At 60.5% G+C, this 22,266-nt stretch carries 24 protein-coding genes; 12 read left to right on the plus strand and 12 right to left on the minus strand.

Features of this window, described 5'->3' with window-relative positions:
* Positions 1-104: 104 nt before the first annotated feature.
* Positions 105-2,813: a TIGR02302 family protein gene (locus CFBP5499_RS18680; RefSeq protein WP_080829407.1), complete on the plus strand. Its 2,709-nt coding sequence runs from the start codon at positions 105-107 to the stop codon at positions 2,811-2,813.
* Between the two features lie 251 nt (positions 2,814-3,064).
* Positions 3,065-4,003 (plus strand): IS110 family transposase, encoded by a 939-nt coding sequence (locus CFBP5499_RS18685; RefSeq protein WP_080825206.1) that lies wholly within the window; start codon positions 3,065-3,067, stop codon positions 4,001-4,003.
* 204 nt (positions 4,004-4,207) lie between these two features.
* On the opposite strand, the gene CFBP5499_RS18690 is transcribed toward CFBP5499_RS18685, so the two are convergent.
* From CFBP5499_RS18690 to CFBP5499_RS18700, 3 genes are all read right to left on the minus strand, one after another.
* A complete protein-coding gene (locus CFBP5499_RS18690) occupies positions 4,208-4,567 on the minus strand; it encodes a response regulator (protein WP_003509924.1) in 360 nt (119 codons plus the stop codon).
* A 142-nt stretch (positions 4,568-4,709) separates the two neighbouring features.
* Positions 4,710-5,252: a hypoxanthine phosphoribosyltransferase gene (gene hpt, locus CFBP5499_RS18695; RefSeq protein WP_080829405.1), complete on the minus strand. Its 543-nt coding sequence runs from the start codon at positions 5,250-5,252 to the stop codon at positions 4,710-4,712.
* Between the two features lie 70 nt (positions 5,253-5,322).
* On the minus strand, positions 5,323-5,994 hold the full coding sequence (locus CFBP5499_RS18700; protein WP_080829403.1) for a hypothetical protein: 672 nt from the start codon (positions 5,992-5,994) through the stop codon (positions 5,323-5,325).
* A gap of 201 nt (positions 5,995-6,195) precedes the next feature.
* Between CFBP5499_RS18700 and ftsE the strand changes: the two genes are divergently transcribed.
* The 4 genes from ftsE (at position 6,196) to CFBP5499_RS18720 (ending at position 9,614) form a co-directional block, all read left to right on the plus strand.
* Positions 6,196-6,855, plus strand: a complete 660-nt coding sequence (gene ftsE / locus CFBP5499_RS18705) for a cell division ATP-binding protein FtsE (protein ID WP_080829400.1) — start codon at positions 6,196-6,198, stop codon at positions 6,853-6,855.
* Positions 6,848-7,855 carry a cell division protein FtsX gene (locus CFBP5499_RS18710; protein ID WP_080829397.1) on the plus strand — a complete coding sequence of 336 codons (1,008 nt, stop codon included), beginning with the start codon at positions 6,848-6,850 and terminating at the stop codon, positions 7,853-7,855. The genes ftsE and CFBP5499_RS18710 overlap by 8 nt, the downstream gene beginning before the upstream one ends.
* Before the next feature lie 128 nt (positions 7,856-7,983).
* A complete protein-coding gene (locus CFBP5499_RS18715) occupies positions 7,984-8,700 on the plus strand; it encodes a YdcF family protein (protein WP_175416899.1) in 717 nt (238 codons plus the stop codon).
* A gap of 116 nt (positions 8,701-8,816) precedes the next feature.
* Positions 8,817-9,614, plus strand: a complete 798-nt coding sequence (locus CFBP5499_RS18720; RefSeq protein ID WP_080829393.1) for a lysophospholipid acyltransferase family protein — start codon at positions 8,817-8,819, stop codon at positions 9,612-9,614.
* On the opposite strand, the gene CFBP5499_RS18725 is transcribed toward CFBP5499_RS18720, so the two are convergent.
* Positions 9,587-10,138 (minus strand): gamma-glutamylcyclotransferase, encoded by a 552-nt coding sequence (locus CFBP5499_RS18725; protein ID WP_080829391.1) that lies wholly within the window; start codon positions 10,136-10,138, stop codon positions 9,587-9,589. The two genes, CFBP5499_RS18720 and CFBP5499_RS18725, sit on opposite strands and share 28 nt — an antisense overlap.
* Before the next feature lie 49 nt (positions 10,139-10,187).
* Between CFBP5499_RS18725 and CFBP5499_RS18730 the strand changes: the two genes are divergently transcribed.
* A complete protein-coding gene (locus tag CFBP5499_RS18730; protein ID WP_080829389.1) occupies positions 10,188-11,189 on the plus strand; it encodes a DUF2125 domain-containing protein in 1,002 nt (333 codons plus the stop codon).
* A 178-nt stretch (positions 11,190-11,367) separates the two neighbouring features.
* Here CFBP5499_RS18730 and CFBP5499_RS18735 read toward each other — a convergent pair whose 3' ends face one another.
* The 3 genes from CFBP5499_RS18735 to CFBP5499_RS18745 form a co-directional block, all read right to left on the minus strand.
* The gene (locus CFBP5499_RS18735) at positions 11,368-12,297 is read right to left on the minus strand and encodes a prephenate/arogenate dehydrogenase family protein (protein WP_080829387.1); all 930 of its coding nucleotides are present in this window, start codon (positions 12,295-12,297) and stop codon (positions 11,368-11,370) included.
* The gene (gene hisC / locus CFBP5499_RS18740) at positions 12,297-13,403 is read right to left on the minus strand and encodes a histidinol-phosphate transaminase (protein WP_080829384.1); all 1,107 of its coding nucleotides are present in this window, start codon (positions 13,401-13,403) and stop codon (positions 12,297-12,299) included. Before hisC ends, CFBP5499_RS18735 begins: the two co-directional genes overlap by 1 nt.
* 84 nt (positions 13,404-13,487) lie before the next feature.
* Positions 13,488-14,249: a class I SAM-dependent methyltransferase gene (locus CFBP5499_RS18745; RefSeq protein WP_080829382.1), complete on the minus strand. Its 762-nt coding sequence runs from the start codon at positions 14,247-14,249 to the stop codon at positions 13,488-13,490.
* Between the two features lie 119 nt (positions 14,250-14,368).
* On the opposite strand from CFBP5499_RS18745, the gene gloB reads away from it, so the two are divergent.
* Together gloB and CFBP5499_RS18755 are read left to right on the plus strand one after the other, a co-directional pair.
* Positions 14,369-15,139 (plus strand): hydroxyacylglutathione hydrolase, encoded by a 771-nt coding sequence (gene gloB, locus CFBP5499_RS18750; RefSeq protein ID WP_080830197.1) that lies wholly within the window; start codon positions 14,369-14,371, stop codon positions 15,137-15,139.
* On the plus strand, positions 15,139-15,579 hold the full coding sequence (locus CFBP5499_RS18755) for a cupin domain-containing protein (RefSeq protein WP_080829380.1): 441 nt from the start codon (positions 15,139-15,141) through the stop codon (positions 15,577-15,579). Before gloB ends, CFBP5499_RS18755 begins: the two co-directional genes overlap by 1 nt.
* A gap of 33 nt (positions 15,580-15,612) precedes the next feature.
* Here the strand turns inward: CFBP5499_RS18755 and CFBP5499_RS18760 are convergent, their stop codons facing one another.
* A complete protein-coding gene (locus tag CFBP5499_RS18760; RefSeq protein WP_080829378.1) occupies positions 15,613-16,386 on the minus strand; it encodes a DUF3108 domain-containing protein in 774 nt (257 codons plus the stop codon).
* A 35-nt stretch (positions 16,387-16,421) separates the two neighbouring features.
* A complete protein-coding gene (locus tag CFBP5499_RS18765) occupies positions 16,422-16,640 on the minus strand; it encodes a hypothetical protein (RefSeq protein ID WP_130932553.1) in 219 nt (72 codons plus the stop codon).
* Here CFBP5499_RS18765 and rpmB point away from each other — a divergent pair.
* The 3 genes from rpmB (at position 16,639) to CFBP5499_RS18780 (ending at position 18,182) form a co-directional block, all read left to right on the plus strand.
* Positions 16,639-16,929, plus strand: a complete 291-nt coding sequence (gene rpmB, locus CFBP5499_RS18770) for a 50S ribosomal protein L28 (protein WP_003509888.1) — start codon at positions 16,639-16,641, stop codon at positions 16,927-16,929. The genes CFBP5499_RS18765 and rpmB overlap by 2 nt on opposite strands.
* 165 nt (positions 16,930-17,094) lie before the next feature.
* Positions 17,095-17,733: a queuosine precursor transporter gene (locus tag CFBP5499_RS18775; RefSeq protein WP_080829376.1), complete on the plus strand. Its 639-nt coding sequence runs from the start codon at positions 17,095-17,097 to the stop codon at positions 17,731-17,733.
* A 113-nt stretch (positions 17,734-17,846) separates the two neighbouring features.
* Positions 17,847-18,182 (plus strand): pentapeptide repeat-containing protein, encoded by a 336-nt coding sequence (locus CFBP5499_RS18780; protein WP_080829375.1) that lies wholly within the window; start codon positions 17,847-17,849, stop codon positions 18,180-18,182.
* Between the two features lie 4 nt (positions 18,183-18,186).
* Here the strand turns inward: CFBP5499_RS18780 and CFBP5499_RS18785 are convergent, their stop codons facing one another.
* The 3 genes from CFBP5499_RS18785 to cobS all read right to left on the minus strand — a co-directional run bounded on the left by CFBP5499_RS18785 (position 18,187) and on the right by cobS (position 22,204).
* The gene (locus CFBP5499_RS18785) at positions 18,187-19,212 is read right to left on the minus strand and encodes an esterase-like activity of phytase family protein (RefSeq protein WP_080829373.1); all 1,026 of its coding nucleotides are present in this window, start codon (positions 19,210-19,212) and stop codon (positions 18,187-18,189) included.
* Positions 19,202-21,106, minus strand: a complete 1,905-nt coding sequence (gene cobT, locus CFBP5499_RS18790) for a cobaltochelatase subunit CobT (RefSeq protein WP_080829371.1) — start codon at positions 21,104-21,106, stop codon at positions 19,202-19,204. Before cobT ends, CFBP5499_RS18785 begins: the two co-directional genes overlap by 11 nt.
* Before the next feature lie 108 nt (positions 21,107-21,214).
* Positions 21,215-22,204: a cobaltochelatase subunit CobS gene (gene cobS, locus CFBP5499_RS18795; protein ID WP_003523293.1), complete on the minus strand. Its 990-nt coding sequence runs from the start codon at positions 22,202-22,204 to the stop codon at positions 21,215-21,217.
* Positions 22,205-22,266: the final 62 nt, after the last annotated feature.

Raw genomic sequence — 22,266 nt, forward strand, 5'->3', positions numbered from 1 at the left:
CCCTCGTCTTCGCCACAAAGAATGTTATCCTTGCCCCTGTGATATGAACAGCTCGCCGTTCCGGGAATGGCGTTCGACGTGGCCAGAACCGGGAGAACGGATTGATGACCACAGCGGGAGAGGAAAGCACAGGCAGAAAGCGCCCGACCGGCGCGTTCGCGCAGCGGCCGGACCTTGCCCGGCGGGTTGCGGCCAAGCGCTTCTTCGCAAAAATCGTGCTGCTCTCGGAGAAAATTGCGCCGAAAACGCTGTGGCCTCTCTCCATTGCCGCCGTGTTTCTGGCGCTTGCATGGTTCGGCCTTTACCGGCACATGCCGGATTTTCTGCGGCTCGGCATCGTTTTCGTTCTGATTTTCAGTTTCATTGCCACGCTCTTGCCGATCCTGCGGCTGAAGTGGCCAGCGGATCATGACGCCTCCCGCCTTCTTGAAGATCGCAACGGATTGGCGCACCAGCCGGTCGGCGTGCAGGAAGACGAGCCCGCCTTCGACACGCCTTTTTCCCGCACACTCTGGAAAGAACACCAGATCCGCATGGCGGAGCGCATTGCCGCACTCAATGCCGGCCTGCCGAAACCCGATATCGCCCGTTATGACCGTCTGGCGTTGCGCGCCATTCCCGCGCTGCTCCTGGTCACTGCTTTCGGTTTTTCCTATTCGAACGGCGCAGGCACGGTTGCCGATGCGTTCCGCAGCCAGCCAGCCGCCGGTCCGCTCAACCCTGATATCCGTCTCGATGCCTGGGTCACTCCGCCTGCCTATACCGCCCGCGCGCCGATTTTCCTAACCGGACGTGATGCGGGCGGCCGCGACGCCGTTTCCGTGCCGCAATCCTCCAAGCTGACGATCCGCATGACTGGCGGCGATGGCGGCGAGGAAGTGACATTCGAGCCGGAAATGGCGGGCGCATTGCAGAAGCTTGCGCCCGAAGCGGCACGGGCCGACAGTACAAGCGGCGACGTCGCCGTTCAAACGCCGGTTCGTTCGGCGGATCAGCCCGTCGCGCCGCGCACTTTCGCCATGGATGTTACCGAAAGCGGCATGATCACCGCCAACGGTGAACAATGGGTCTTCAACGTCATCCCCGACCAGCCGCCCAGCATCGCCTTCGACAATATGCCGCGTCGCGCCGTCAATGGCGCGCTGGAAATCGGCTTCACTGCCAAGGACGATTATGGCCTGAAGGAAGCCCATGCCATCATCGAGCCCATCGGCGTGGCGGAAGGTGCGACAGCGCTTTACCCGCCGCCGGAATTCAAGCTCGATCTGCCGCGGCAGAACAATCGCGAGATCAAGGGCCTAACCAGCCGCAACCTGACCGAGCACCCGATGGCCGGGAAACGTGTGCGCATCACGCTTGTCGCGACTGACGGCGCCGGCCAGACCGGCCGCAGCCCCGCGCATGAAATGGTGCTGCCGGGCCGCAACTTCGCCGAACCACTGGCGGCTGCCATCGCCGAACAGCGGCAGATTTTCTCGCTAGACGCGCGCCAGATGCCGAAGGCGATCGCCTATAACGAGGCGGTGGGCCTGCGTCCGGAAGAGACCATTCCCAACACCACGCATTATCTCCTGCTGCAATCAGCACAGACGCGGATGCGGCTCGCTTATAATGAGGAGATGCTGAAGAACACGGCCGATTATCTCTGGGAAATCGCGCTCGGCATTGAGGACGGTGATCTTTCGCAGGCCGAAAGACGTCTGCGCGATGCGCAGAACGCGCTCTCCGAGGCCCTGCAGCGCAATGCATCCGATGAGGAAGTTGCCAAATTGATGCAGGAACTGCGCGAAGCCATGCAGCAATTCATGAGCGAGCTGGCACAGCGTATGCAGAACGCGCCGCAGGCCAACATGAACAATCAGGCCCAGAACGTGCTGCGTCAACGCGATCTGGAAAACATGATGAACCAGATCGAGAACCTTGCCCGTTCCGGCAACCGCGATGCGGCGCAGGAAATGCTCTCGCAGCTGCAGCGCATGATGAACAATCTGCAGGCTGGCCGCCCGCAACGTCAGGGCCAGCAGGGGCAGCAGCAGAGCAGCAAGATGCGCCAGCAGATCGACAAGCTGGGCGAAATCCTGCAACAGCAGCAGAAGCTGATGGACGAGACCTTCAAGCTCGACCAGGCACTTCGAGACCGCATGCAGCGCGGCGACCCCCAGCAGGGCGGTGAAAGCGAAGATGACCAGCAGATGGGCGAAAACGGCCAGCCGCCGCAGCAGGGTCAGCAAGGCCAGCAAGGCGAACAGGGTCAAAATGGTCAGCAGGGTGGACAACAGCCGAGCGACCAGATGACTGCTGAACAGCTACGCGAGGCGCTGAAAAACCTGCGGGCGCAGCAGGATGCGCTCGGCAAGCAGCTCGGCGAGCTACAGCAGGGCCTTCGTGATCTGGGCATGGAACCGGGAGAAAACTTTGGCAAGGCGCAGCAGGAGATGCAGGGCGCCGGTGAAGCGCTCGGCAAGGGCCAGGGCGAACAGGCCGTCGAAGGCCAGGGCAATGCACTGAATGCGCTGCGACAGGGCGCGCAGGACATGATGGGCCAGATCATGCAGGCCATGCGCCAGCAGGGCCAGCAGCCTGGTCAGGGGCAGGAAGGCATGGCCGGCCAGGGCGGACAGAACGGCCGTGACCCACTCGGCCGGCCGCGCAGCACCACCGGGCCGGACTTCGGCGATCAGGTGAAGGTGCCTGATGAGATCGACGTGCAGCGCGCCCGTGAAATTCTCGAGGCTATCAGGGAAAAACTCGGTAACAATCCGCCGGGTGAAGTGGAACGACGTTATCTGGAGCGGTTGCTGGATATACGGTGAGGGTTGCGCACAGTCGTACTGCGCTTCGATACAGCCTCAGAGCAAAAATTTTTCCGTCATGCCGGACTTGTGTGGACGTAATATGGTTTACTGGAGCATTGGCCGGGATGCGCATCCCGGCCAATGCAGGCAGGAGGCCGTATTTCCGGACTGGTTGAAACAGCCGAGATCAAGCAAGGCCCTGCCTGCTCCCTTTGACCCCGAACGGTTGCTCGGGCTTTCGCCCGCACCACAAGCCTGGGAGCAAGGCCATGATACAGGAACTTCTCTTCGTCGGCATCGATGTTTCCAAAGCCCGCTTCGATATCGTTGTGCATCCTTCCGGCAAGTGCTGGAGTATAGGCAGTTCACCTGCACAGATCGCGGCTCTCATTGAGCGCCTTCAGGCGCTTGGACAGGTCATCGTTGGGCTGGAGGCATCTGGCGGTTACGAGCGCAGGCTGGCTGACAGTCTGCATGCGGCAGGCCTGAAGGTTTATATCCTGCCGCCCGCAAGGGTTCGCAACTTTGCCAGGGCCATGGGCCAGCTGGCAAAGACCGATAGGATCGACGCCGCCGTGATCGCCCGCTATCTGGCGACGGTACACAATAGTCTCACGCCCTATGAGCCAGACGCTGCCCGCAGCAGCCTCAGCGCTCTGGCGGCTCATAGACGCAGGCTGGTCGCCGAAAAGAGCGGCCTGACGAGCCAGCTCGATACCATCGAAGAGCCGCTGGTGCGTGAGATGCTGGAGGTGCGTCTGCGTACCATCGCCACTGATATCGCCACCCTCGACCGCGCCATGCGCGACCTGCTGAAGGCGACACCCGCCCTGCGAAAACGTCACGACAGGATGTGTGAGGTCACCGGTGTCGGCCCGATGCTAGCCACCGCGCTCCTTGCCGATCTGCCCGAACTTGGCACCGTTTCGTCAAAGGTCATCGCTGCCCTGGTCGGCGTCGCACCGCATGCGCGCCAATCCGGATCCTCCAACCGCCAGGGCAAATGCTCCGGCGGCCGCAAGCATCTGCGCGACATCGCCTACATGGCCGCCCTCAGTGCCATCAAGATAAAAGACCCGGTCCTCGGCGCTTTCTACCAGCGCCTGCGCAGCAAAGGAAAACCCTTCAAGCTGGCCATAGTCGCAACAATCCGAAAACTCGTCACGATCCTCAACGCCATCGCCAGAACAGACCCCGCGTTTAACTGAGCATCCACGGTTGCTTGATCCGGCATCCAGTTGCAGCGCGTCTGCGCGGCGCGAAGGAATTCCTTTAGCCCAAGGACTTGGGCTGGCCGGATTCCGGCTCAGGGCCGGAACGACGGAGGTGGGGAATTACGCAGAGCGGAGGATGATCAGGCCAACAAAAAAGGCGGCTCGAAGGCCGCCCTTTAATCTTTGCAATCCAGTCGCTCAAGCCGCCAGCGCCCGCGCCACAGCCTTGCGAATATCCGGAAGCGCAAAGGGTTTGGAAACCACATCCACGATCTTCTCCGCCAGATCATCCGCGCGTTCGCGCTGCTCGGCGTAACCCGTCATCAGCAAAATGCGCATGGCCGGGAAGCTTTCGGCGGCGCGGTGCGCCAGCTCGATGCCATCCATGACCGGCATGCGGATATCCGAAAGAAGAAGATCGAAACTGGTCTCCTGGAGTTTTTCCAGCCCCTGCTCGCCGTCAGCCGCCTCATGGGTCTCGTGACCGTCGAGACGCAGGGCGCGGGCGACGAAAGCCCGCAATGCATCCTCGTCTTCGGTAATCAGAATTTTCGCCATTACTCATTGCTCCTGGGCATCATTTCCAGCCGTGAGCAACATCGCAGGCTCCTCTTTTCAAGAGGTAAACACCCAGCCCTTGGCTGGGTGAATGGTTAACGAGGCGTCTCCGCCCTGTGCCGTTCCGGCACGGGGAAGATACTCAGGCGTCGCCGGTCACCACACCGACGAAAGGCAGTTCGCGGAAGGCATAGGCCACGTCCATGCCGTAACCGACAACGAAATAATCAGGACATTCGAAGCCGACATAATCGGCCTCCAGATCTTCCTTGCGCTTGACCTTCTTGTCGAGCAGCACGGCGATGGTGACGTGGCGGGCGCCGCGCTCGTAAAGCAGTTCCTTGGCAAAACGCAGCGTGCGGCCGGATTCGAGAATGTCGTCGATCAGCAGCACATCGCGGTCCTTCACGTCGCTGTCGATATCCTTGACGATCCTCACCCCTTGCGAGACCGTGCCGGCCCCATAGCTGGACAGCGTGATGAATTCGACTTCGGGAGCAAGGCCGCTGTCATGCAGCGCGCGGATAAGATCGGCCGCGAAAATGAACGATCCCTTGAGCACGGCGATAACCAGCAAATCCTTGGTCGGGCCGCTGGCAATGTGCTTGGCCATGTCGCGATTGCGCTCGGCGATCTGCTCGGCGGTATAAAGCGGCTCGATGTTTTTTCCACGGACGACGGGCATTCTTACTCCTGTGCTGCGCCTTGCCGATTTTACCTTTCAGTAAAAATACGAAGACCACGCGTTAGCACAGTCAGCGTGCGGACGCACCCGCCTCAACAAAGGAAAGCTTGATCTCGGGCGTTTTTCCACCGGGATGGCGCAGTTTTGCTGAAAAACCGTGGCTGAAACCGGGCTGCATCTCCTTGACCGGCGGCTCGATGACCATGCTGGCCACCAGCTGTCCCTTGGCGGCGAAGAGATCGGCGCGAAGGGCCGGTACCTCTTCCAGATTGCCGCCATTGTTTTCCACGATGCCGTTGATGAGCAATATATCCATGCCGCCCGCTTCCTGCGGCGTGATCGTGACATGGGAAATGGCGAGCGGATTGACCGAGGCGGCGACCGCCGACTTTTCCGGAACCACAATAGACAGGCCACCGGAACAGACGAAAACGAAAATCGCGAGCCCCGCCACCAGCGCCGAATAGGCATCCGCAGAAAGGCGCGACAACCTGCGGTCCAGCCAGCCGATGAAGGCGAGGCCAAGCGCACCGATAGTGACTGATGGCTTCGCCATTTGCCGACGTGCCGCGCCGCAATTGTCGTTTCCGGGCTGACGGACACGGTTTTCCTTGATGGTGACAAATTCCGCGTCTACCACATCGCGGTCGGGATTTGCCGCCCGCGCCGTTCGGCGCGCCGGTGTTTCCGGCATCAGGAGGTCAAAATCGAATGCCGCTTGCCGGCGAGATGAACGGAACATAGCCATAGAATTCCTTGGGTGAGGTTTTCCGGCCCGCAAAACTGGGCATTGCAACGAATCCTGCCAAGTTTTAAATTTAATTGGTTAATGCTTCGCAAAAGCGGCTCGCACAGGCCACCGGAACCGGGTTAAACCGCGCCGTCCGGGTCGCACGCGCCGGCGGCTTGCGAACCACCACGAAACGAAGAGACTGGAAGTCCGTTGATCCATTTCGAAAATGTCGGGTTGCGTTACGGCATGGGACCCGAAATCCTGAGGGACATGACCTTCGACATTCCCAAGGGTTCATTCCAGTTTCTGACCGGTCCGTCGGGCGCCGGCAAGACCACGCTCCTGCGCCTGCTCCTGATGTCGCTGCAGCCCACGCGCGGCCATATCCGCATGTTCAACCGCGATGTGTCGCGCATTCCGCGCAGCGAGCTGCCGATGCTGCGCCGCCGCGTCGGCATCGTGTTTCAGGATTTCCGGCTGCTCGATCATCTGACGACCTATGAGAATGTCGCCCTGCCGCTGCGCGTGCGCGGCAAGGAAGAAAGCGCTTACCGCAATGATGTGATCGAGCTTCTGAAATGGGTGGGGCTCGGCGAGCGCATCAATGTGCTGCCGGCCATCCTTTCCGGCGGCGAAAAGCAGCGCGCCGCTATTGCCCGCGCGCTGATGGACCAGCCGGAAATATTGCTGGCTGACGAGCCGACCGGCAACGTCGATCCGCCGATGGCCAAACGCCTTCTCAACCTCTTCCTTGAACTCAACCGGCTGGGCACGGCCGTCGTCATCGCCACCCATGATTTCGGACTGATGGACCAGATCAATGCGCGCCGGATGATCCTGACCGAAGGGCGGCTCGATATCTATGAATGAGATCAACCGCAAAGCCTTGAAACCGGAAGCGGCCCAGCCGAAGCGCCCGCCCATGCGCATCCGGCCCATGGCGCCCATCCTGCCGCCCTCCAACATTCAGGGCAATGCGCTGATGGTGGTGATTGCCATCATGGCCTTTCTCGCCTGCCTGACGCTCGGTGCGGTCTCCATGGTGCGTGCCACCGCCGCCACCTGGCAGAGCCAGATTTCCCGCGAAATCACCATCCAGATCAAACCCGAGGACGGGCTGGACATGAATACGGCGCTGAACAAGGCACGTAATCTGGCGCTGACTTTCGTCGGCACCCGTGACGGCACGATCCTCGACGATGCGGCGACATCGCGCCTGCTGGAGCCATGGCTCGGCAGCGGCCTCGACCTCTCCGAACTTCCCATACCGCGCCTCGTCGTCATCACCATCGATGAAAGCAACCCGCCCGATTTCCAGGCTATGCGGGACATGCTGAAGACGGAAATCCCGCAGGCCTTTCTGGACGACCACCGCACCTGGGTCGACAGGCTGGTTTCCATGGCCAGAACCACGGTCATGATCGGCGTCGGCGTGCTCATCCTCGTCTTCACGGCCATGGTGCTGACGGTGGTATTCGCCACGCGCGGCGCGCTTTCCGGCAACCGGCACATCGTCGAGGTGCTGCATTTCGTCGGCGCGGAAAGCAGCTTTGTGGCCCGCGAATTCCAGAAGCACTTTCTGAAGATCAGCCTCAAGGGGGCCGCCGCCGGCAGCGCACTGGCAGCGGCCGTGTTCCTCGTCGCCGGTTTCTGGCAGTCAAGCACCGTCGCCACGCCGCAGAGCGATCAGGCGAGCGCGCTTTTCGGATCGTTTTCGGTCGGTCTCGGCGGTTATCTCGGCATTGCCATGACCATGATCATCATTGCGTTGCTCACAACCCTCACCGCGCGCGTGACAGTCATTCGCACCATCGACGATATCGACCGCGTTCGCTCCGATCCATCGAAAAGCGACGGCCTCGCATCGTGAAATGACGACCGAAATTCCACGGGAAAACTGAAACCGTCACACGCCGGATGTAACCTGCGGGCGGTGGACAAAAATGCCTGTTCCTTGCCTTAATCGGCGAGTATTCAGGAGGAATGTTTGTGAGTCGGATGGACCAGGATCAGACGACGGCGCGGCCGGCCCAAAAGGGCCTGTTGTCGCGGCGTGGTCGTCTGCGCCGTTTTATTCGCGGTATCATCCTGCTCTGCGTCATTGCGCTCGGCGCATTTTCCGGCGGTTTTTTGTGGTTTGCAGATTCCGTTGCCTCCATGCGCCCGCCGGAGGGGGCGAGAGGCGACGCCATCATCGTTCTCACCGGCGGTTATCAGCGCATCGAGCAGGCTGTCGGCCTGCTCAGGGATGGCGTGGGCAAACGGCTGTTGATATCAGGCGTCAACCCGGCCACCACCCGCTCGCAGATCCGCAAGATGACCCAAGGGTCATCTGACATGTTCACCTGCTGCGTGGATATGGGCTACAAGGCGATAGACACGATCGGCAACGCCAATGAAGCGGCAAGCTGGATACGCGATCACAACTATGCCTCCATTGTCGTCGTCACCAATAATTATCACATGCACCGCAGCCTGCATGAATTGCGCAACGCCAGCCCGCAGACGGAATTCATCGCCTATCCCGTCATCAGCGCCGATCTTGCCCGCACCAACTGGTTCGTGGAACCGGATGTGGTGAGAACCCTGCTCTACGAATATCTGAAGTTCGTGGCGGCGGCCGGCCGCGACCTCACCGGCTTCGGCAAGGGCGACGGCCTGCGCAAGGCCCTCACGGATCACGCCCCGCCGAAAGTGACGGCAGCATCGTCTTAAACCGCCAGAAACACGCTTGCTGCCGCCCCTTGTTTTCGTGTAGGCGTCTGGCATCGGCATCCGGCATCGAGGCCTGTCCAAGGCTTCGGAACGGCTGCGCTCCGGGAAGGCTGTTGATGCTCAAGCTGCGCTCTTTTCTTTTCAATACGCTGTTTTACCTCAATCTGATTGTCCGCATGATTGTGCTGACACCGATCTATTTCATTCTGCCGCGCAAGATCGCCTTCGAAATTCCCAAGAATTGGGCCCGGTCCAACCATTGGCTGATGAAAACCATCGTCGGCACCACTTTCGAAATCGAGGGGCTGGAGAACATTCCGGAAACCGGCTGCATCTTCGCCCCCAAGCATCAATCCTTCTGGGATACCTACGCGCTGCTGCCCAATCTGCCGGACCCCGTCTACATCCTGAAACGGGAACTGATGTGGATTCCGCTGTTCGGCTGGTATGTGATGAAACAGCGCATGATCCCGGTCAACCGCGCCGCGCGCGGCAAGGTGATGCTGAAGGTGATGGAGCGGGCGAAAGAGGAAATGGCCGCAGGCCGCGAACTCATCATCTATCCGGAAGGTACGCGCCGCCCGCCGGGCGCGGAGCCCGAATATCGTTACGGCATCGCAAGGCTTTACCGTGACCTTCAGGTTCCGGTCATTCCCGTCGCCATGCACCCCGGCCTCTTCTGGCCGCGCCGGTCCACCATGCGTTATCCCGGCCATTTCAAGGTGCGTATCCTGCCGGCCATCGAGCCGGGGCTCGACCCCGACGTGTTCTTCAAGCGCCTGATCGAGGTGACGGAAAAGGCGAGCGACGAACTGCTGCTTGAAACAGCCCGCAACAACCCGCATTTGCCGCTGCCGCCGACCGCTGTAAAGCGGATCGCCGAACTTCAGGGCAAGGAAACCACGGCCGGCTGAGCCGAAAGCGTACCGACGCTCGCGGCGATGCTTTCGAGCAGTGAGTCGCGAATGCCCATCTCCTGCAGATGCTGCACGGTGTTGAACACATAGTCCGTGTTCGGCCCGGAGCGCCCGGTCGCGGCCGCGATGATGACAGCCGATTCGGCAACACCGAGACCGCCGATATATTGCTCATGTGCGGGATCGGCCACATAGGTCACCGCACTGCCGCGTCGGCCATTGGCGAGCGCAATGGAAACCACCCGCTCCTTGTAGACATTCGTCACCAGTTCGCGCTCGCGCAGATAGGCCATGACGGGATCGTGGTCCGCTCCGCGCACGCGGAAGGCGACACCAAGGCAGGAGCCGCCGCGCTCCAGGCCGAGAACGAGGCCAGGCTTTTCCTCCGTACCTCTGTAAAAGTTGGAGCTGATGCAGAGCGAGCGCCTATAGCCGTGCAGCCGTGCCTGCTGTCTCTCCTCGAAAGCGAAGCCGGGGTTCCACATCAACGAACCGTAGCCAAAGACCCAAAAATCGTCCATATCCCAAGCCAAATCAAAAATATCTGAAGTCTGTTCATCGGAGATCAATATGGCAGCGTCAAGCCAATCCGGCACGGCCAAAAAATTCCTCTGGCTCGCCATCGCCGTCGCGGTGGTTATCGGACTTTACACCGCCGGGTGGTTTTACGCCGCAGAGCGGCTGAAGCAGACGGTGCTGAATGTCATCTCCCCCTCGCAGGCCCGCAGCGTCAGCGGCGAATGCGGCGATATCTCCTTCAAGGGTTATCCCTTCCGCATCGGCCTTTTCTGCTCCAAGGTGACGGTGGACGACAGCGAAAACGGTGTTTCCGCTTCTTTTGGGGAACTTCGCTCGGCGGCGCAGGTCTATAATCCCGGCCACATCGTCTGGGAACTCGATTCGCCCGCGGAAATTCGCTCGGCCCACGGCCTGACAATTTCGGCTGCCTGGAAGAACATGCAGTCCAGCATCGTCACCAAGCTGAAGGGCATCGACCGCAGCTCGCTCGTCATCGACGGGTTGAAGGCGCAGGCGGTTTCCTCCATCACCGGCCAGACCATCGACTTCGATGCCGTCAAGACGGAAATGCATCTGCGTCAGAACGGCGCCGATCTCGACGGCGCGATTACGCTCACCGATTCGGCAACCGTCATCAAGGACTGGCCGCAGGTTCTTCCCCGCCTCGACGCCATCATTGACGTCACGCTCGCGGGCAAGGCAGGCATGGTGGATGGCAGCGATAAATCCGGCCTTTATGGCACAAGCGGCGAGCTTCGCCGGCTGGTGGCCGATATTGGCGAGGGCCGCACCATGCGCATCAGCGGCCCCTTCGCCTTCGACAATGAGGGTTATCTCTCCGGAAAGTTCAAGCTGGAAATCGAAAAGCTCGGCGCATGGTCGGACAATGCCAAACAGGCGTTTCCGCAGCTGCAATCCACCATCGACACCGCCCGCAAGCTGCTCGGCGCGCTCGCCGGCGGCGGAGACAGGGCATCCGTCGACCTCGTGGTGGATCGCGGCCGCGCCACTGTCAGCGGCTTCATTCCGCTGGGCAAGATTCCGCCGATCTGAGCTGTAGCACCCCGCTCCGTCACCCGGACTTGTTCCGGGGCCCAGCACGATCAAGTCTTTGATCGCAAAAGAGTCTACTCACGGCGCAGACGCGCCGTGGCTGGATGCCGGATCTAGTCCGGCATGACGAAGAGAGAAAATCGCGCCTTGCCTTAAAATCGCGCTTTGCCTTGCAGGCTTACTTCTTCTGATCCAGCGCGTGACGGCCGAAGTCAGGCGTATCGACGTCCTGACCGGCCTCGATGATGGAGCGGCGGATGGAGCGGGTGCGGGAAAACAGTTCGAACAGCTTGTCGCCCTCTCCCCAGCGGATCGCCCTTTGCAGGGAGGCAAGGTCTTCGGAAAACCGCGCCAGCATTTCGAGGATGGCATCCTTGTTATGCAGGCAGACATCGCGCCACATGGTGGGATCGGAAGCCGCGAGACGCGTGAAGTCACGGAAACCGGAAGCGGAATATTTGATGACTTCCGATTCGGTCACAGTCTCCAAATCATCCGCGGTGCCAACGATATTATAGGCGATGATGTGCGGCAGATGCGAAACGATCGCCAGAACCTTGTCGTGGTGTTCGGCATCCATTTCATCCACGCGCGAACCGAGCGCCCGCCAGAAATCCTGCAGCCTTTCCAGCGCTGCGGCATCCGTGCCCGCCAGCGGCGTGAAGATGCACCAGCGATCGCGGAAGAGGCCGGCAAAACCGGCATCCGGGCCGGATTTTTCCGTGCCCGCCAGCGGATGGCCGGGAATGAAATGCACGTTGTCAGGCATATGCGGGGCCATCTGCGCGATGACCGAAGCCTTGGTGGAGCCGACATCGGTGACGATGGCGCCCGGCTTCAGATACGGGGCGATCTGTTGCGCCACGCTTTCCGAAGCACCGACGGGCACCGAAACGATGACGAGATCGGCATCTTTCACCGCCTCCGCCGCCGAAACCGTGTAATCGGTGCCGAGCGCCAGTTCTTCCGCCCGTTTCAGCGTGTCTTCGCTGCGGGTGGAAATCGTCACATGGCGGGCAAGCCCGAGTTCGCTGATATCACGGGCAATCGACGAGCCGATCAGGCCGATGCCGATCAGCGCGATGCGTTCAAACATGATTTCGCCCATCACGCCTGCCCCATGAACTCGGTGAGAGCAGCGATAACGCCGAGATTGGCCTCTTCAGAACCCACGGTCATTCTGAGCGCATTCGGGAAACCGTAACCGCGCACCGCGCGCAGGATATAGCCACGGCGGCTCAGGAATTCATCCGCATCCGCCGCCCGCTTGCCGTCCTGATCCGGGAAATGGATGAGGATGAAGTTGGCAACGGATGGCGTGACGGTGAGGCCGAGACCGGTAAAGGTCGTGACCAGCTTTTCCATCCACAGGGCATTATGCGCCACAGCCTTTTGAACGAATGCCTGATCGCGGATCGCAGCGGCACCCGCCGCAATGGCTGGCGCGCTCATGTTGAACGGGCCGCGCACACGGTTCAGCGCATCGATGATATCCACCGGGGCATACATCCAGCCCACACGCAGTGCGGCCAGACCGTAAACCTTGGAGAAGGTGCGGGTCATCACCACGTTGCGGTTGCCGGAAACCAGCTCCAGACCGGCTTCGTAATCATTCTTGCGCACATATTCGGCATAAGCCGCATCCAGCACCAGCACGACATGTTTCGGCAGGCCGGCCTGCAGGCGGCGGATTTCCGCGACTGGAACATAGGTGCCGGTGGGGTTACCCGGATTGGCGACAAATACCATCTTCGTCTTCGGCGTCACGGCGGCGAGGATTGCATCCACATCGACAGCGCAATCCTTTTCCTTCACCGTCACCGGGGTCGCGCCCGCGCCCATGATCTGGATCTTGTAGACGAGGAAACCGTGTTCGGTGATGATCGCCTCATCGCCTGTACCGAGATAAACGTGGCAAAGCAGGCCGAGAAGCTCGTCCGAACCGTTCCCGCACAGGATGTTTGCGATGTTGAGGCCATGCACGTCGGCAATCGCCTGGCGCAGCGCAATCGCCTGTCCGTCCGGATAGATTTCCAGATGGCTGGCAGCCGTGCTGAAAGCCTCTATCGCCTTCGGGCTCGGCCCGAGCGGCGTTTCATTGGAGGAGAGCTTATAAACCTTCGCAACGCCGTCCACATGTTCCTTGCCGGGAACATAAGCGGCGATATCCAGAATACCCGGACGCGGAACAGGTTGGTTAAGCTCTGCACTCATTTGATCGACCTTTGGAAAAACGCCGGAGAACCCGGCAAAAGCAATGCCGGAGGCATTAGACCGGAATGGGCACTTTGTCGAGGGTCAGCGCGGCTTTCCTTGGCTTGCAGCAGTGCGGGTGGTGGGCACGCCCTGCGGCGCGAGCACGGGCACGAAAACCCGGCGCGAGGCACGCTGGGTGACGGGCAACCCCTGATAGAGACGCTTCTGGGCTTCTACCACGATGACACCGGAAAACAACGGCCAAAGCCTGCGGCCGGTATGTTCGAGATAACGACGGAATTTCAGCACCGGCCGGCTCGTGGTGGGCGGAAAGAACAGCGCCTCGGCGGTGGCGCCCGGCGTGAAATTGGTTTCGCGCAAAAGCGCCGTCAGCTGCCCGCGCGAATAGGGCCGGCCGGAACCGAAGGGCGTATGTTCCATGCGTGCCCAGACCCCGCGCCTGTTCGGCACCACGATAACAAGACGGCCGCCGGGCGCCAGCACCCGCCACAGCTCCTTCAAACTTTCACGCGGATTTTCGGCAAATTCCAGCGCATGCACCATCAATACCCGATCGATAGACGAATCGGGCAGCGGCAGTTCCTCATCAAACACCAGCGCGGTGGAGGAGAGTTCGCCCGCTGGCCAGTTCACTGCGCCCTGCCCCGCCGGCATGAAGGCGAAGGTGCGCTCCGTATCATGGCGGAACCGCTCCAGAAACGGCACGGCATAACCGAGGCCGACCAGCCGCTCTTCCGGCAAGGGCGGCCACAGCGTCGAAAGCGCCATGGTGACCGCCTGCTCGGCCGAGCGGCCAAGCGGGGAATGATAGAATTCGCGCAGATCGACGATATCGGTATTCATGGACGAGAATGTAGCATCAGGCGGTTGGACTTCAAGGCGTCTGCCCTTACATTGGTAGCCAGTAGGGAAAGTCAGGCGGGCGAATGCGCCGGTTTTGGCCGGCAAATGGAGAGGATACGATGAAACCTTTGGAAATAGACGTCTTTCTTTGCCGCAGCGACAATTTCGGGGTTCTGTTGCACGATCCCGAAAGCGGGGCGACGGCCGCCATAGACGCGCCGGAAGAAGGGCCTATCCTGCACGCCCTCGACGGCCACGGCTGGAAGCTCACGCATATCTTCACCACCCACCACCATCAGGACCATGTGGAAGCCAATCTGGCGCTGAAGGACAAGTTCCGATGCGAGGTGCACGGCCCCTACGACGAGGCGATTGCGATACCAGGCCTCGACCGTTCACAGGCCGATGGCGACGAATTCGAATTCGCCGGACGCCGCGTTCAGGTCATCGCCACACCCGGCCATACGGCGGGGCATATCTGTTATTACCTGCCGGATGACGGGCTCCTGTTTGCCGCCGATACGCTGTTTGCCATGGGCTGCGGCCGGCTGTTCGAACGCCCGGCGGCGGATATGTGGCACTCCTTCCAGAAACTGATGGCCCTGCCGGATGATACAAGGGTCTATTTCGGCCACGAATACACGCTTTCGAATGCCCGTTTTGCGCTGACCGTCGATCCCGATAACGCCGTGCTGCGCGAGCGCGCTTCCCGCATCGAGACGGCGCGGCAGGCCAATGAATTCACCATTCCAACCACCATCGGGCTCGAAAAACAGACCAATCCCTATATGCGGGTGGCGGATGCCGGTATCCGCAGACATCTGGGCCTCGAAAGCGCCACCGATGCCGATGTCTTCGCGGAAATCCGCACGCGCAAGGATAATTTCTGATGGGAACGGATTTATCGGCGCAGGCGATCATTCGCGAACTTGAGCTTGAGCCGCATCCCGAGGGCGGGTTCTATCACCAGACGTTCCGCGACAAGGCCGGCGGCGAGCGCGGCCATTCCACGGCGATCTATTATCTTCTGGAAAAGGGTGATCGGTCGCACTGGCACCGGGTCACGGACGCGGTGGAGGTGTGGCACTATTATGCCGGCGCGCCGATCGCGCTGCATCTTTCGCAGGACGGCCGGGAAGTGCAGACCTTCACGCTCGGCCCCGCCATTCTGGAGGGCGAGCGCCCACAGGTGATCGTGCCCGCCAATTGCTGGCAATCGGCGGAAAGCCTTGGCGATTTCACCCTCGTCGGCTGCACCGTCTCCCCGGGCTTTGCCTTTTCGAGCTTCGTCATGGCCGAACCCGGCTGGTCGCCTGGGGACGTGCCTTAATTCCCAGGGCACTGCCCGTTAAGCGACCGCGCGTCAGCCGCCGTATTTCGTCGCGGTAATATAAACCTGCCCCACCCGCGTCGGGATGATCGCATAAACCGGCGCATAGACATCCATATTGTTCGACTTGGCGAACCAGATCTCCATGGAGATGGATTTCAGATATTCGATATCCTTGCGCCCCTGCCGGTAACCCGACTTCGGCACATAACGCGCCTTGCAGACGATGGCATCGCCGCTGAAGCCATCGGTCTTGAAAGGTTTGGTGCCGCTGGGGCTCAAAACCAGGTCGAGACGCGATTCGCCGTCATAGATCGGCAGGCGGGTCGGGCAGATGCGGCCACCGGAGGGAATGATGAGACCGGAAATCGGATCGAGAACCGAGCGCAGGTCGCGGTCCTTCACGTCAACCCAATTGTCCGGCCGCGCCTTCGGTTCCGGTTTCACCGTCGTGGATGTGACGTTGCCGTTGCGATAGACAACGTCATAGGTGCGTACCCGCTTGCCATCCTTGTAGACCAGCGAATATTCGTTCGCCTGCAGCCGGTGGCCGCGCTTGGCGCCGGAAACGGTCGTCTTGCCGGAAATATCCTTCAGAATGCTGGCAAGGCCGGCGGCGCTGAAGGAACCAGAAATCGAATAATTAGGCCCGTCCATACGAGTCGAAAAACTAGCTCGTGCAATCGGCAGAATGCCGAGATTGATGCTGTATTCGCTTGTGTGGCGTGCTTCGGCGGCGAGCGAGGGGGAGACGCCCGCAAACGCCATAGCAGCGGCCATGAAAATGCTTTTTCCTCTGGCAATCATTTCGATATCACCTTAAAAGAGGCGCGGAAGCGGCCTTATCGGGCGATCATATACGCTGACTTGTGGCAATAAAAAAGCGGACAACGGTTGAAAACGCCGGAATTTCCTTTGATTTGCTCGCGGGCGGCTTGACTGTTAAGTCCCGTCTGACTATAGAACCGCAACTTTCCAATCATGGCCAGTTGGATTGCCACCACGGTTTTGCCGGTGGCGAGCCAGTGGTGAAACAGACAAAACAAAATAGGTGTACCCATGTCCCGTGTATGCGAATTGACCGGCAAGGGCGTCCAGACGGGCAACAACGTCAGCCACGCCAACAACAAGACCAAGCGCCGGTTCCTCCCGAACCTTTGCCAGGTTACGTTGATCTCCGATGCTCTCGGCCAGCGTTTCCGCCTGCGTGTTTCCGCAGCAGCCCTGCGCTCCGTTGAACACCGTGGCGGCCTCGATGCCTTCCTTCTGAAGTCCGGCGAAAACGAACTGAGCATGCGCGCTCGTCTCCTGCGCCGCCAGATCGCCAAGAAGACGGCTGAAGCTGCCTAATAGCGGCTTCGACACCATCTGATGTTCAGAAGGCTTGAATGGCTTTTTGCCACTCAAGCCTTTTGTTTGTTTTAGATTTTCGTTGCATCGGATTTTGCGGAAACCGTTTGAGACGTTTCGGTCCGATGTGTGGCTCCAACTGGTGGCATCACCCAGGATAAAAAAATGCCCTATCTGCGCTTCACGCTTATCTACGTTCTGCTGATGACGCTCGTCGTCGTCGCCTCCAATATTCTGGTGCAATATCCGCTGTCGGGCTCGCTGTTTGGTATCAACCTCGGTGACCTTCTGACCTGGGGCGCTTTCACCTATCCTGTCGCCTTCCTCGTCACCGACCTGACGAATCGCCAGTTCGGCCCCTCTGTCGCGCGCCGCGTGGTGCTTGCCGGCTTCGTGGTTGGCGTCACGCTGTCCTTCTGGACATCCATCCCCCGTATCGCGGTCGCTTCCGGCACCGCCTATCTGATCGGCCAGCTGCTCGATATTTCGGTCTTCAATCGCCTGCGCCGCCAGCGCTGGTGGCATGCGCCGCTTGCCGGCTCCATGCTGGGTTCGGTGCTGGATACGGCCCTGTTCTTCTCCATCGCCTTTGCGGCAAGCTTCTCGTTTGTGGGCCCCAATGATGCCTTCGCCATCGAAAGCGCGCCGCTGCTCGGAGCGTTCGCTCTGGAAGCCCCCCGATGGATTTCCTGGGCGCTGGGCGATCTTTCGGTCAAGGTTCTCGTCGGCCTCGTCATGCTCCTGCCTTACGGCGCGCTGATGAACACGCTGAAGCCGATGCCGGGCACCGTCAAACCGAGCTGACATTTTCCGTCAGCCGGATTCTGATGTTGGAGCGCGTGGATCAAATCGCGCTTGCAAACCCACAATCGGCATTGCAGTCTGCCGTTCGTGTCACAGCGCGAAGGCAGACCAACATGCAGATCAAGGACGTTATCGACATTGTGGATGCGACGAGCGCCACACTCTCGGGCTCCAGTTTCGATAACGTCAATCTGTCGGGGACGGTCTTCAACAATGTCAATCTGGCCGGAACACGCTTCAACGACATCAACTTTTCCGGTGCGTCGTTTACGGACAGCAACATGTCCGGCTGGTCGATCGATGACGTCAATTTTACCGGACTGAAACTGAGCAATTCAAACCTGTCCGGCACGCAGATAACGGCATGCCGAATGACCGGCATGAAGATCGACGGCATTGCGGTCGAGGATCTGCTGGCTGCCTACAGGGCGGCACAGGAGCAGGCCTGATATTTCACTCCACCAGCTTGAATTCCAGCATCAGGTTGCGCTGAAGGAACGAGTGGTTATCATCGGACACGATGAGAAGGCGCGTCGAGCCATCCGGCCCCTTCACCACATCCATGCCTTCCATATTGTCGATCTGGTAGGCCATGCCCGCTTCCATGAGGATTTCACCATCCACCACGGACCCTGGCCGGATATCGCCCCCGCGAATACGGCGGATGCGCATGCCGACACCTTCGGCGAAATTGAAGCGCCGCTCGAGAAGCAGCAGATCGCCGTTCGGCAGGAAAGCGCCATCAGTCACATCGAATGACGGATGATGGGTAACAGCGAAGGTGCCCTTCAGCGGGCCTTCCAAAATGGCCGCGAGAAGATTGCCGTCCGTATCGATGCTCTTTTCAGCAACCACGACCAGAGCGCCTGCGAGCGGCGAATTGGCTGGCGATACCGCCAAGGCCTCCAAGCCGCCATTATGGCGCAGTTCATTACTGGGTATGAGATATGGCAGTCGGTCGAGCGGCTTTGAGGCGGCGAAGCCCGGATCGGGATAGATGTCGATCCTGTGGCGCTGCTCATAACTGACGAACACCTTGCCGTCGCGCACCGCCATTCCTTCCGCGTCCATTTCCATCTTGCGCGGCGGTTCGCGGCCACTCATATCAAGCATGGGGGTGATGCGGACATCGGCAAGCCCGGACAGCGCGCCAACCGCATCACGCGTGATCCTGCCCGTCAACCAATGGCCAGTATCCAGCACCGCGATAAATTCCTCGCCATCGGGGCGAAACCGGATAGAGGATATCGCCCCGAACAGCTTTTCGGGCGCGCTCATCACCATACCGCCGACAAACTCCAGCTTGCCGAAACGTTTTTCGCTGGTGCCGACCTCGAAGCCGGACAGAAGACGCGCACTGACAGGCACATCGATGGTCGATGCGCCGATGGGAACGGGAAACAGCGAAGCCGCTGCAAGAGCGGCGGCCGCTGCGAAGGATTTGCAGGAAAAGGACGCTCGTCCCCGCTTATCCCGCACGGCGGATCCTGCGGGACGAACCGGAAGCACCGCTCGTATCCTCGAAGAGGGCAGCGAGCTGCTCAGTCATCGCGCCGGCCAGCTCATCCGCATCGACGATGGTCACGGCACGGCGGTAATACCGCGTCACGTCATGGCCGATTCCGATTGCCAGCAGTTCCACCGGCGATCGCGTCTCGATCTGCTCGATGACGGCGCGCAGGTGCCGTTCCAGATAGTTGCCCGGATTAACCGACAGGGTCGAATCATCCACCGGCGCGCCGTCCGAGATCATCATCATGATCTTGCGCTGCTCAGGGCGGCCGATCAGGCGGTTATGCGCCCACATCAGCGCTTCGCCATCGATATTTTCCTTGAGCAGGCCTTCGCGCATCATCAGGCCGAGATTGCGCCGCGAACGCCGCCACGGAGCGTCCGCCGACTTGTAGATGATATGGCGCAGATCATTAAGGCGACCCGGCGAAGCTGGCTTGCTGTTCGCCAGCCACTGTTCGCGCGATTGTCCGCCCTTCCAGGCCTTGGTGGTGAAGCCGAGAATTTCCACCTTCACGCCCGAACGCTCCAGCGTGCGCGCCAGAATATCGGCGCAGGTGGCTGCAACGGTTATCGGCCGGCCGCGCATCGAACCGGAATTGTCGATGACGAGCGACACGACGGTATCGCGGAACTTCGTGTCGCGCTCCTTCTTGAAGGAAAGCGGCTGCATGGGGTCGATGATAAGCCGCACAAGGCGGGCCGGATCGAGATAACCCTCTTCCAGATCGAAATCCCAGGAGCGGTTCTGCTGCGCCATCAGGCGGCGCTGCAGCCGGTTCGCCAGCCGCCCAACGGCACCCTGAAGATGGGCGAGCTGCTTGTCGAGGAAAGCGCGCAGACGGTCAAGTTCGGACTCGTCGCACAGTTCCTCGGCGCGGATTTCCTCATCGAATTCCTGCGTGAAGATACGGTAATCCACCTTCTCGTTGAAATCGTCGAAAGGGCTGTTGGGACGGCGGGTCTCACCGGGCGTTTCGGAATCCTCGTCGAGATCGTCGGACATTTCCTCGTCCGACATCTCGGCGCCGTCCATCTCGCCTTCTTCCATTTCCTCCTGCGAGGCCTCGTTTTCATCGGCGGGCGTCGCGTCGGAGCCGGCTTCTTCCTCGACCTGCTCTTCCTCGGTCTCGTTGGTGCGTGGCTGGTCCTCGTTGGACTCCGCCTCCTGGCTTTCCGGCTCGTTATCCTCGTCGCCGAAATCTTCCGCCATCTGCATGGAGGTCAGCATCTTGCGCACCAGCCGCGAAAACGCCTTCTGGTCGGTGATGACGCGCGAAAGATCCTTGAGGTCGGCGGCCGCCTTGTCCTCGATGAAATCGCGCCACAGATCGAGCACCTTGCCGGCGCTTTCGGGCGGCTTTTCGCCGGTCAGCTTCTCGCGCACCAGAAGTGCAACGGCTTCGGCCAGCGGCGCATCGTCCTTGTTGCTGATGCCCGAAAAATTCGCCTTGGCATATTTTTCGGTGTTCATGGCGTTGATGTTGGAAGCCATGCCCGGCATGCGCAACGCACCGATGGATTCCACGCGCGCCTGTTCCACCGCGTCGAAGATAAGCCGCGCTTCCGCACCCTGCGGCGACATCACCGCATGCGTGTCCGCATCATGGCAGGCAAGACGCAGCGCCATGGAATCGCCGAGGCCACGGGTGATGGCGATTTCCTGTGCGGTCGGTTTCTTGGAGATTTCCGGCAGGCGCATGCGCTCACCGGCAAGGCCCGGCCGCTCATTGGCGAAAACGACCTCGACCTCGGCGTCGCCTGCAACGGATCGCACACATCCGGCAATCGCCTGACGCAACGGTTCCGTATCGACCGCCGTACCCGGTTTCGCTCTGGAATTGTCGCCGCGCCCTGCCATTGTCTTTCCTGTCATTTGTCGGCGCCTGCGGCACGCCCATCCTCAGGATGCGCGGCCGGCCGGCGTCTTCAAGTCATCGGTGATCTTCTCCGGACAGACCGGGGACGATCAGGCGCTGAGAACGATGTTCGCAGCACTTTCCTTCAGCTCGACACCGAAGGCCCGCTGATATTGCTCGGCCACCAGCGTGCGCTCCAGCTCATCGCACTTGTTGAGGAAGGTCACACGGAAGGCAAAAGCGAGATCGCCGAAGATTTCCGCATTTTCCGCCCAGGTGATGACGGTACGCGGGCTCATGACGGTGGAAAGATCGCCATTGATGAAGGCCGAACGGGTGAGATCGGCCACGCGCACCATCTTGGAGACGGTTTCGCGACCCTTCGGATTGTCGAAGCTCTTTACCTTGGCGGCAATGATGTTCACTTCCTGCTCATGCGGCAGATAGTTCAGCGTGGTGACGATGGACCAGCGGTCCATCTGCGCCTGGTTGATCTGCTGCGTGCCGTGGTAAAGACCCGTCGTATCCCCGAGGCCAACCGTGTTGGCGGTCGCAAAGATGCGGAAAGCAGGGTGAGGACGGATGACGCGGCTCTGGTCGAGCAACGTCAGGCGGCCCGACGATTCCAGCACGCGCTGGATGACGAACATCACGTCCGGGCGGCCGGCATCATACTCGTCGAAAACGAGCGCGACATTATGCTGGTAGGCCCAGGGCAGGATGCCGTCCTTGAATTCGGTGACCTGCTTGCCGTCTTTGAGGACGATGGCGTCCTTGCCGACGAGGTCGATACGGCTGACATGGCTGTCGAGGTTGACGCGCACGCAGGGCCAGTTCAGGCGGGCGGCGACCTGCTCGATATGGGTGGATTTACCCGTACCGTGGAAACCGGAAACCATGACGCGTCGGTTGTGAGCAAAACCGGCAAGGATCGCAAGCGTCGTATCGCGGTCGAAAAGATAGTCGGGATCGAGGTCCGGTACATAGGCGTCGCCCTGGGAATAGGCGGGAACCCGCAGATCCGTATCAATGCCGAAAACCTCCCGCACGGACACCGTCGTGTCGGGCAGGTTGGAAATATCAAGGTCGATTTTGCTCATCACGTCTCCAAGGCGGGCGGCAGCCACCCGGCCACATCATCAATCAGGCGGTAAACACGTAA

The sequence above is a fragment of the Agrobacterium tumefaciens genome (assembly GCF_005221325.1).
GTDB lineage: Bacteria > Pseudomonadota > Alphaproteobacteria > Rhizobiales > Rhizobiaceae > Agrobacterium.

Coding starts and splice junctions, on each gene's coding strand:
- CFBP5499_RS18680 (WP_080829407.1), top strand. CDS start 105: ATGACCACAGCGGGAGAGGAAAGCACAGGCAGAAAGCGCCCGACCGGC.
- CFBP5499_RS18685 (WP_080825206.1), top strand. CDS start 3,065: ATGATACAGGAACTTCTCTTCGTCGGCATCGATGTTTCCAAAGCCCGC.
- CFBP5499_RS18690 (WP_003509924.1), bottom strand. CDS start 4,567: ATGGCGAAAATTCTGATTACCGAAGACGAGGATGCATTGCGGGCTTTC.
- hpt (WP_080829405.1), bottom strand. CDS start 5,252: ATGCCCGTCGTCCGTGGAAAAAACATCGAGCCGCTTTATACCGCCGAG.
- CFBP5499_RS18700 (WP_080829403.1), bottom strand. CDS start 5,994: ATGTTCCGTTCATCTCGCCGGCAAGCGGCATTCGATTTTGACCTCCTG.
- CFBP5499_RS18710 (WP_080829397.1), top strand. CDS start 6,848: ATGAATGAGATCAACCGCAAAGCCTTGAAACCGGAAGCGGCCCAGCCG.
- CFBP5499_RS18715 (WP_175416899.1), top strand. CDS start 7,984: ATGGACCAGGATCAGACGACGGCGCGGCCGGCCCAAAAGGGCCTGTTG.
- CFBP5499_RS18720 (WP_080829393.1), top strand. CDS start 8,817: ATGCTCAAGCTGCGCTCTTTTCTTTTCAATACGCTGTTTTACCTCAAT.
- CFBP5499_RS18725 (WP_080829391.1), bottom strand. CDS start 10,138: ATGGACGATTTTTGGGTCTTTGGCTACGGTTCGTTGATGTGGAACCCC.
- CFBP5499_RS18730 (WP_080829389.1), top strand. CDS start 10,188: ATGGCAGCGTCAAGCCAATCCGGCACGGCCAAAAAATTCCTCTGGCTC.
- CFBP5499_RS18735 (WP_080829387.1), bottom strand. CDS start 12,297: ATGGGCGAAATCATGTTTGAACGCATCGCGCTGATCGGCATCGGCCTG.
- hisC (WP_080829384.1), bottom strand. CDS start 13,403: ATGAGTGCAGAGCTTAACCAACCTGTTCCGCGTCCGGGTATTCTGGAT.
- CFBP5499_RS18745 (WP_080829382.1), bottom strand. CDS start 14,249: ATGAATACCGATATCGTCGATCTGCGCGAATTCTATCATTCCCCGCTT.
- gloB (WP_080830197.1), top strand. CDS start 14,369: ATGAAACCTTTGGAAATAGACGTCTTTCTTTGCCGCAGCGACAATTTC.
- CFBP5499_RS18755 (WP_080829380.1), top strand. CDS start 15,139: ATGGGAACGGATTTATCGGCGCAGGCGATCATTCGCGAACTTGAGCTT.
- CFBP5499_RS18760 (WP_080829378.1), bottom strand. CDS start 16,386: ATGATTGCCAGAGGAAAAAGCATTTTCATGGCCGCTGCTATGGCGTTT.
- rpmB (WP_003509888.1), top strand. CDS start 16,639: ATGTCCCGTGTATGCGAATTGACCGGCAAGGGCGTCCAGACGGGCAAC.
- CFBP5499_RS18765 (WP_130932553.1), bottom strand. CDS start 16,640: ATGGGTACACCTATTTTGTTTTGTCTGTTTCACCACTGGCTCGCCACC.
- CFBP5499_RS18775 (WP_080829376.1), top strand. CDS start 17,095: ATGCCCTATCTGCGCTTCACGCTTATCTACGTTCTGCTGATGACGCTC.
- CFBP5499_RS18780 (WP_080829375.1), top strand. CDS start 17,847: ATGCAGATCAAGGACGTTATCGACATTGTGGATGCGACGAGCGCCACA.
- cobT (WP_080829371.1), bottom strand. CDS start 21,106: ATGGCAGGGCGCGGCGACAATTCCAGAGCGAAACCGGGTACGGCGGTC.
- cobS (WP_003523293.1), bottom strand. CDS start 22,204: ATGAGCAAAATCGACCTTGATATTTCCAACCTGCCCGACACGACGGTG.